At 30.0% G+C, this 8,176-nt stretch carries 11 protein-coding genes; all 11 read right to left on the bottom strand.

The window, feature by feature from the left end; all coding sequences use genetic code 11:
• Window positions 1-565: DeoR/GlpR family DNA-binding transcription regulator (locus B8978_RS17735; RefSeq protein ID WP_084117627.1), on the bottom strand; the 565-nt coding region annotated here is incomplete at its 3' end.
• 267 nt (window positions 566-832) lie between these two features.
• A complete protein-coding gene (locus B8978_RS17730) occupies window positions 833-1,546 on the bottom strand; it encodes a tetratricopeptide repeat protein (RefSeq protein WP_084117626.1) in 714 nt (237 codons plus the stop codon).
• Between the two features lie 30 nt (window positions 1,547-1,576).
• A complete protein-coding gene (gene citX, locus B8978_RS17725) occupies window positions 1,577-2,095 on the bottom strand; it encodes a citrate lyase holo-[acyl-carrier protein] synthase (protein WP_084117625.1) in 519 nt (172 codons plus the stop codon).
• Between the two features lie 16 nt (window positions 2,096-2,111).
• On the bottom strand, window positions 2,112-2,672 hold the full coding sequence (locus B8978_RS17720; RefSeq protein WP_084117624.1) for a Fe-S-containing hydro-lyase: 561 nt from the start codon (window positions 2,670-2,672) through the stop codon (window positions 2,112-2,114).
• Window positions 2,673-2,700: 28 nt separating this feature from the next.
• Window positions 2,701-3,546 (bottom strand): fumarate hydratase, encoded by an 846-nt coding sequence (locus B8978_RS17715; RefSeq protein WP_084117623.1) that lies wholly within the window; start codon window positions 3,544-3,546, stop codon window positions 2,701-2,703.
• Between the two features lie 268 nt (window positions 3,547-3,814).
• Window positions 3,815-4,501 carry an N-acetylmuramoyl-L-alanine amidase CwlD gene (gene cwlD / locus B8978_RS17710; RefSeq protein WP_084117629.1) on the bottom strand — a complete coding sequence of 229 codons (687 nt, stop codon included), beginning with the start codon at window positions 4,499-4,501 and terminating at the stop codon, window positions 3,815-3,817.
• 161 nt (window positions 4,502-4,662) lie between these two features.
• Window positions 4,663-5,661, bottom strand: a complete 999-nt coding sequence (locus B8978_RS17705; RefSeq protein ID WP_084117622.1) for an inorganic phosphate transporter — start codon at window positions 5,659-5,661, stop codon at window positions 4,663-4,665.
• Window positions 5,654-6,277: a DUF47 domain-containing protein gene (locus B8978_RS17700; RefSeq protein ID WP_084117621.1), complete on the bottom strand. Its 624-nt coding sequence runs from the start codon at window positions 6,275-6,277 to the stop codon at window positions 5,654-5,656. The genes B8978_RS17705 and B8978_RS17700 overlap by 8 nt, the downstream gene beginning before the upstream one ends.
• A 141-nt stretch (window positions 6,278-6,418) precedes the next feature.
• Entirely contained in the window at window positions 6,419-6,811 is a 393-nt protein-coding gene (gene rpsI / locus B8978_RS17695) for a 30S ribosomal protein S9 (RefSeq protein WP_084117620.1), read from the bottom strand.
• Window positions 6,812-6,837: 26 nt separating this feature from the next.
• A complete protein-coding gene (gene rplM, locus B8978_RS17690; RefSeq protein WP_084117619.1) occupies window positions 6,838-7,272 on the bottom strand; it encodes a 50S ribosomal protein L13 in 435 nt (144 codons plus the stop codon).
• Window positions 7,273-7,404: 132 nt separating this feature from the next.
• On the bottom strand, window positions 7,405-8,139 hold the full coding sequence (gene truA, locus B8978_RS17685; protein WP_084117618.1) for a tRNA pseudouridine(38-40) synthase TruA: 735 nt from the start codon (window positions 8,137-8,139) through the stop codon (window positions 7,405-7,407).
• Between the last annotated feature and the right edge of the window lie 37 nt (window positions 8,140-8,176).

Here is an 8,176-nt window from a genome sequence, read left to right as displayed (position 1 = left end):
CTTCAACTAGATTAGGGGTTGTTATTCCTTCAGTTAAAGAAATTCCATTTGTTCCTATAAAAGCTTTATCTACTCTAAAGTTTCTAAGCATATCTTCACAAATGTAACCTACCATTGCTCTAGTATTCATCCTTAATGCTCCACCAGTTAAAATTAATTCAATACTATTTTTACTTGAAAGTTCTACTGCGATATCTATTGAATTAGTTATTACGGTTATATTTTCTGCTGTTATATTTTTTGCTATTTCTAATGTAGTTGTACCTGAATCTAAAACTATAGTGTCACCATTTTTTATAAGCTTTGCTGCGTAATTGGCAATTAATGATTTTTCATCGCTTTTTTCATCTTTTTTTTCCATAAAACTTGGTTCAAAATTTGTTATTTCAGACTTTACGGCACCTCCATGCGTTCTTCTAAGTAATTTTTTACCTTCCATTTCTTGTAGATCTCTTCTTACAGTTGCTTCTGATACACCAAAGTGTTCTGAAAGCTCATTTACTTTTATACTACCAGTTTTTTGTAGAATTAACCCAATTTCCATTTGCCTTTCTTCTGCAAACATATATATCACTCTTATCTAATTTTTATTTTTGTATTTATTTGCTTCTTTGATTATATTGTAAACATTTACACCACATCTGTCAATACTTTTTGTTCATTTATTTTCACTTTTTTTTATTAATATAATTTTTTTATTCTTTTGTAATCATTTACATTCATTTCAAACGTATTTTCTCAAAATATGCTCATTTATGTTTGAATAAAAAAATAGCTAATATATTATACATTAGCTACTTTCAGTATTTTTTATACTATTAAGACGCAAACTTTATTTTAAAAGTTCTTTAAAGGCTTCACTATCTCTTACATTTGCAAAGTCTTCTTCTGCTCTCGCTTCTTCTTTTATGTTAGCTTGCATACTAATTGCTATTTTTAAATACTTTACAGAGTTTTCTACGTCACCTTTTCTACCATATATACATGCTTTCCCATAATAACTCCATACAAAATTATCTACCTCTAAGGCTTTATCATACCAAATTAAAGCTTCATCATAATGTCCATAAAGTTCTAAGGCCAATGCCCTATTAAACCTAGCATATCCATAGTCAGGTTTAATTTGCAGTGCTCTGTCTATCTCCTGTAAACCGCTCTGAAAGTTTGTTTCGTTTAGCTGAGAATAACATAATGCTATTCCCTTTACAGCATGTGCTCTAGAATTGTTGTCGTCTAGTGCTATGGCCTGATTTTCCTCATCTATTGCAATCTTATAATTTTTTGCTCCAAAATCATTATATCCTTTTTCAGTTAAACTATCGATTTGTTTTTGTTTTTCATCTTTTATGGTTTGTATTTCGTTTTTACTTGCTTTATTCTCCGCCTTCATTGATTCAGTTTTTTTTATTTTACTATTATTTATACCATTCTTAAATTGCTTAAGGTTTTTATTTTCAATTGCCGTATACACTAATATTAAAATTCCTATAATGCAAAAAATACTTAATATTAGTATTCTTATCTTAAGTGATATCTTTTTATACATTTTTTCCTCCAATAATTACGAATACTTGTATTAATACACTTCGTTAAAATGTTTGCCTATATATTCAGTGTATATGTGCTTCATATTTTCTAATATTTCTGAAATTGAATGAGAGTTAAGCTTTTTACATTTTGAGGCACTTTCACCACATATAATGCACCTTTTTTCTTCATAACCTACTGATTGTCTATCTATAATTTTTCCATTAAGATCATACACTTCTATGTCTATAATTCCTCCTAATGCATGTTTGTCTTCAATTTCAATACAAGTTTTCTTCACCTCATAAGAATCTAAATTGAGCAAAATTGTTATAATTGGTCCTTCTTCAGTAATTCTAAAAATTTTTAAATAGACTTTATCTTTAAAAATATCTGTCAAAATATTATCTACACATCCTATAATATTTTTTGTTAGATAGTTATCTTTATTATTCCCCGGATAATCAACTTTTATTGCTATGAGAGTTTTTTTATATTTTTTTATAATCTCTTCTTGAAAAACATGTCTTTTCCCTTCGCTATCAGCCATTGTTCTTTTTTCTTTCATCTTCTCCTCCCCCTATTCATTTAAAAGATTTCAAATATTCATTTCTGCCGTCCTTGTATAAATTATTGCCATCACTATCTATGACAACAATAGCTGGGAAATCCTTAACCTCAAGTTTTCTTATTGCCTCTGCCCCTAAATCTTCGTATGCTATTACTTCTGATTTCTTTATAGATTTTGCTATTAATGCTGCAGCTCCACCAATGGCTCCAAAATATACTGCACCATTTTTAATAATAGCATCAATTACTTCCTGTGATCTTAGGCCTTTTCCTATCATACCTTTAAGTCCTAATTCTATAAGTTTAGTTGAGTATGTATCCATTCTATAACTACTAGTTGGGCCAGCTGATCCTATTACTTCACCTGGTTTTGCAGGTGTAGGTCCCACATAATAAATAACTTGATTTAATAGCTCAATCGGTAACTCCTCACCTTTATTTAAAAGTTCTATAAGCCTCTTATGTGCGGCATCCCTAGCTGTATATATTGTACCAGATATTAAAACTCTATCCCCCATTTTTAAGTTTCTTACTTCCTGACCTTTATTAAATGGTACGTTGATTTTTATTTCCATTATAGCCTCCTAAATCATTAATATAATTCTATATAATTATAGATTTATGCCTAGTCACATGGCAACTTATATTTACAGCAACTGGCAAACCACCAATATGGGTAGGAAACTTTTCAATGTTTACCCCTAATACAGTAGTTCTTCCCCCAAAACCTTGTGGTCCAATTCCCATTTCATTAATTTTTTCTAAAAGTTCATCTTCTAATATGCTGTAAAATTCATCTTTATTTCTTTCGTCAATTGGCCTTAAAAGTGCTTTTTTAGCCAATAAAGCTACTTTTTCAAAATTTCCACCAATTCCTATACCAACTACAAGTGGTGGGCACGGATTAGGTCCCGCTGCCTCTATTGTGTCTAATACGAATTCTTTAATTCCATCAACTCCATCTGCTGGCTTTAACATTTTAATTTTGCTCATATTTTCTGAACCTATTCCCTTTGGTGCTACTGTTATTTTTATATTTTCACCTTTTACTAATTCATAATTAATTATAGCTGGGGTATTGTCTCCTGTATTAATTCTTTTGTCAAGTGGATCAAGAACAACGGATTTTCTTAAATACCCCTCTATGTAAGCTTCTCTTACCCCCTCATTAACAGCCTCTTCAATAAAATTGCCAACTATATGGACATCTTGTCCTATTTCTAAAAATATGCAAGCAAGACCTGTATCCTGACAGATGGGAACATTTTCTTTTCTTGCTATATCACTATTTTCAATTATTTTGTCTAATATATCCTTTGCCACTGGAAACTCTTCTTTTTCTTTAGACTTTTTTAGCGCACTTAATACATCCTTTGGTAGATAATAATTTGCTTCTATACAAAGTTGTTTTATTTTAGTCTTTATTTCTTCAGAATTTATTTCTCTCATTTTGTCCCTGCCTTTCAATCTTAATTATATCTATATATGTATTACACCACTCATAGGCAACTTTTTCAATATTTAACTTCATTTATTTTTGATTGATGACATAAATTTGATTCTTATAAGTGCTATATTGCAAAGCAAGTTGGTTAAAGATTTTTCTATGCTTTGCGTACGAAAAATCTTTAACCTTATTTAGCAATTTCTTTGTATTGCATCCTAAAAAATTATATATAAACAGCACCATAGCATATTTCCTAGGAAATATCATATTTCAACTTTTTTTATCATAATACATTTTTATAGATTTACATATTGACTCAGCTATCTTATTTTGATATTTATCTGTATTTAATTTATAAGCTTCCTCTTCATTTGATAAAAAACCACATTCTACTATTACTGAAGGTATATTTTTACTACATCTCAATACTTTATATAATTCTAGAGCTGGTTTCTCAACTCTCCCACTATCATCATTTAAATCCTCTCTTAAATTTTCTTGTATAATATGGGCTAATTCTGTACTATTTTTATTATCAGAATACCAAACCTGAGCTCCATAATATTTGCTTTGTGGAAACTTGTTAAGATGAATGCTTACAAACATATCACAATTACTTTCTTCTTTCATCTTACATCTATTGTTAAGATCTTCTAATTTTTTCTTTCTAATTTTCCCTTCATCACTATAAAGCCCTTTATCTTTATCCCTTGTCATCACAACTTTAAAATGTTGTTTCTCTAATCTTTTTTTTAAATTAAGGCCTATTTTTAAATTTATGTCTTTTTCAGTAATTCCATTTTTTGATTCTGCTCCACCGTCTATTCCACCATGCCCAGGATCTATTAAAATTATTTTTTTATCATCCTTTTTTAATTCCTCTGCATTAATTATAACGTTTGATGAGATAAAAATTAAGACTATTAAAATTATCAGTTTACCTGCAAATTTCTTCATAATTTTATTTACTCCCTTATATTTTTCTAAACACATAAGGTTATTATTCTCTTAATCTATATTAATTTATTCATAAATAAAAAAACATCCTTGTTAAGCAAGGATTTAAGCAGAACTAAAATCTATACTCATTAAAGATGTCCTATGTATAATTTAAATTTTTATATTAATTTCAAAAGTAACGATAAAACACTAGCCATTAGTGCACATATAGGTATTGTAATTACCCAAGCCCATACTATATTTTTAGCAAGTATCCATCTTACTGATGACAACCTTTGAGATGCTGCTACTCCCATTATGGATGTGGATATTATTTGAGTTGTACTAACCGGAGCATTCATCATAGTGGCTGAAAAAATAACTGCTGCTGCACCTGTTTCCGCTGCAAAACCATTTACAGGAGCTAATCTTGCCATGTTCATACCCATAGTCTTTATAATCTTATATCCACCAAAAGATGTTCCTAATGCCATTGCCAATGCACATGATAATGTAACCCAAACTGGTACGCTAAATTTAGTTAAAAATCCTGCACTAACTAGTGACATAGTTATAACTCCCATTGATTTTTGAGCATCATTTCCTCCATGATTAAGTGCCATAAACATGGCTGATAAAATTTGAGCTTTTGAGAAAAATTTAGAAACTGTTGTAGGTCTCGATTTTCTTAATATCCATTGCAATGCAATCATAAACATGTAACCAAAAATAAAGCCAAGTATTGGCGATAAAAACAATGGAATTATAATTTTTTTAAAAAATATTGTCCAGTCTACAACTGTAACTGAACTTTGATAAACAATAGCCGCTCCAATTAAACTTCCAATTAAAGCATGGGAAGAACTACTTGGGATTCCAAAATACCAAGTTAAGATGTCCCAAATTATAGCACTAACTATTGCAACAATGATAACAGATGGCGAAATAAGTGAAGGATTTATTATTCCATCTCCTATAGTTTTCGCAACTTTTTCATTCATAAAAGCTCCAAGAAGATTCATTGCTGCTGACATAAGCACTGCAGATCTCATACTAAGTACTCTAGTGGATACTGATGTAGCGATAGCATTAGCACTATCATGAAATCCATTTATAAAGTCAAATATCAATGCAAGAACCACAATTATAGCAGTTATACAAATTATCGAACTAGGCATTTTTCATCGCAACTCCTTCAATAATATTTGCAACTGATTCACATGCATCTAATGTATTTTCAACGTATTGATATATTTCTCTCCATTTAATTACATCAAGGACAGGTATATCCGCTACAAAAAGCTGCCTTACTGCTTTTCTAAATATTAAGTCACCTTGTTCTTCTATCTTATTGATTTCAATTATAATTTCTGTAAGCTTGTCATTATTCCTCATATCTTTAAACTGTTCCATAAGTTTTATTACATTTTCACAAGATTTTACTACAAGATCTACTAAGTCAATTATTTCTTCCTTTATAGATGTTACATTGAACATTACAAACCTACTAGCGCTTGCCTCTATAAAATCTACTATATCATCCATTTTTTTTGATATAGAGTATATATCTTCTCTATCAAATGGTGTTATAAACGTCTTGTTTAGTTCATTTAATATATTATGTTGCTGATTATCACATAATTTTTCAAAATTTTTAATTTCCGCAAGTTTTTCATCCATGCAAGTTGTATCTTTTACATAGTCCTCAAATAAAAGAGCTGTTTCATAAATTGTATGTGCGTTTTCTATAAATAAATCAAAAAACTTATTATCTTTTGGCGATAAACTAAACATATTGATCCTCCTGTATCGAAACAAATTTCAACAATTTTATAGTATAACTCATTATTCATTACAAATGAATACTTATGATAGCAAAATCTGGATTTAATCGTTGCAACAAAAAAAGAGAGGACGCTTCCTCTCTTTTGAATACTATCTCTTTGAGAATTGTGGAGCTCTTCTTGCTTTCTTTAAGCCGTATTTCTTTCTTTCTTTCATTCTTGGATCTCTTGTCAAGAAACCTGCTTTTTTAAGCTCGCCTCTTAATGATTCATCAGCTTTTAATAAAGCTCTTGATATACCATGTCTGATAGCACCTGCTTGACCTGTGAAGCCACCACCATTTACATTTACAAGAACATCAAATTTATCTTTTGTTCCTGTTAAAACTAATGGTTGATTAACTATCATTCTTAAAGTTTCTAAACCAAAATAACTTTCTTGATCTCTTTTATTTATTGTAACTTTACCTTCTCCTGGTACAAGTCTAACTCTAGCTATAGATTTTTTTCTTCTACCTGTTCCTATATACTGTACTTTAGCCATTTTATATCCTCCTTCCGATTATAAGCTTAATATCTTAATTCTAATACTTCTGGTTTTTGAGCTTGATGATCGTGCTCAGTTCCTCTGTATACTTTTAATTTTTTAAGTGTTTCTCTACCCAATACTCCACTTGGAAGCATTCTTCTTACAGCTTCTTGGAATACGAATTCTGGCTTTTTAGCCAATGCTTCTTTGTAAGGCATTTCTTTTAATCCACCTGGATATAATGAGTGATGTCTTAACATCTTCTGGTCTAATTTCTTTCCTGTTAAAACTACCTTATCAGCATTTATAACAATAACAAAATCACCTGTGTCTACATGTGGTGTAAATATAGGTTTATTCTTACCTCTTAGTATAGATGCAATCTGACTTGCTGCTCTACCTAATGTTAATCCATTAACGTCAACGATATACCATTTTCTTTCAATTTCTTGTGGTTTAGCGATGTATGATTTCATTTTTTTACCTCCCTGAACTTTACATAAATTACGTTCTATGTCAAAGATCCGGGGCTAGTGGATCTTTCAAAACAACGTTATACAAACATAATTATTATAATACAATCTGCCACGTGTGTCAATAACAATTGACTAATAATATACTTTTTCTAAGCATAATCCTGTACCTGGCAAACATGGACCAGCCATATTTCTATCTTTTGACAAAATTATATCTTTAATGCTACAAGAATCAATTTTATCCCTACCAACTTTAATTAATGTACCCATAATAATCCTTACCATATTATATAAAAAACCATCACCTGTTATATAAAAAATTATATAATCATCTTTTTTAACTACTTCAAATGATTTTATTGTTCTTATACTAGTTTTTGCACTTCCACCAGTACTTTTAAATGCAGAGAAATCATGTGTACCTAGAAATTGTGACATTGCTTCACGTATAGCTTCCATATTTAAACTATTTCTATAATGATATACATAATTGCTACCAATTGCTGGCCTTTGCATTCTATTTAAAATTGTATAGCTATAAGTCTTTCCCTTACTACAAAATCTTGAATTAAACTCCAAACTAACCTCTTCAGATTCTATAATCACTATATCCTTGGGTAATTTGCTGTTAATTACATCTCTAAATCTATCTGGTGGAATTTTACTTTCAGTAAAAAAGTTACAAACATATCCTCTAGCATGAACTCCTGAATCAGTTCTACTGGAACCAACTACTTTTATTTGTTCTCCTGTGATGGAATTTAATGCATTTTCAAGAACCTCTTGAATGGTAATAGCATTATCTTGTATTTGCCAACCTGAATAAAGTGTTCCATCGTATTCAATTATCAGTTTAACATTCTTCATGTTATTCACATCCTACTGGCAATTTAATAAACATTGT

The organism is Clostridium acidisoli DSM 12555 (assembly GCF_900176305.1).
Classification (GTDB): domain Bacteria; phylum Bacillota; class Clostridia; order Clostridiales; family Clostridiaceae; genus Clostridium_I; species Clostridium_I acidisoli.
Note: the sequence above shows the minus strand (reverse complement) of the source record. Positions and strands in the feature narration are given on the sequence as shown.

Coding starts and splice junctions, on each gene's coding strand:
- B8978_RS17715 (WP_084117623.1), bottom strand. CDS start 3,546: ATGAGAGAAATAAATTCTGAAGAAATAAAGACTAAAATAAAACAACTT.
- B8978_RS17730 (WP_084117626.1), bottom strand. CDS start 1,546: ATGTATAAAAAGATATCACTTAAGATAAGAATACTAATATTAAGTATT.
- B8978_RS17720 (WP_084117624.1), bottom strand. CDS start 2,672: ATGGAAATAAAAATCAACGTACCATTTAATAAAGGTCAGGAAGTAAGA.
- rplM (WP_084117619.1), bottom strand. CDS start 7,272: ATGAAATCATACATCGCTAAACCACAAGAAATTGAAAGAAAATGGTAT.
- B8978_RS17705 (WP_084117622.1), bottom strand. CDS start 5,661: ATGCCTAGTTCGATAATTTGTATAACTGCTATAATTGTGGTTCTTGCA.
- B8978_RS17700 (WP_084117621.1), bottom strand. CDS start 6,277: ATGTTTAGTTTATCGCCAAAAGATAATAAGTTTTTTGATTTATTTATA.
- citX (WP_084117625.1), bottom strand. CDS start 2,095: ATGAAAGAAAAAAGAACAATGGCTGATAGCGAAGGGAAAAGACATGTT.
- truA (WP_084117618.1), bottom strand. CDS start 8,139: ATGAAGAATGTTAAACTGATAATTGAATACGATGGAACACTTTATTCA.
- cwlD (WP_084117629.1), bottom strand. CDS start 4,501: ATGAAGAAATTTGCAGGTAAACTGATAATTTTAATAGTCTTAATTTTT.
- rpsI (WP_084117620.1), bottom strand. CDS start 6,811: ATGGCTAAAGTACAGTATATAGGAACAGGTAGAAGAAAAAAATCTATA.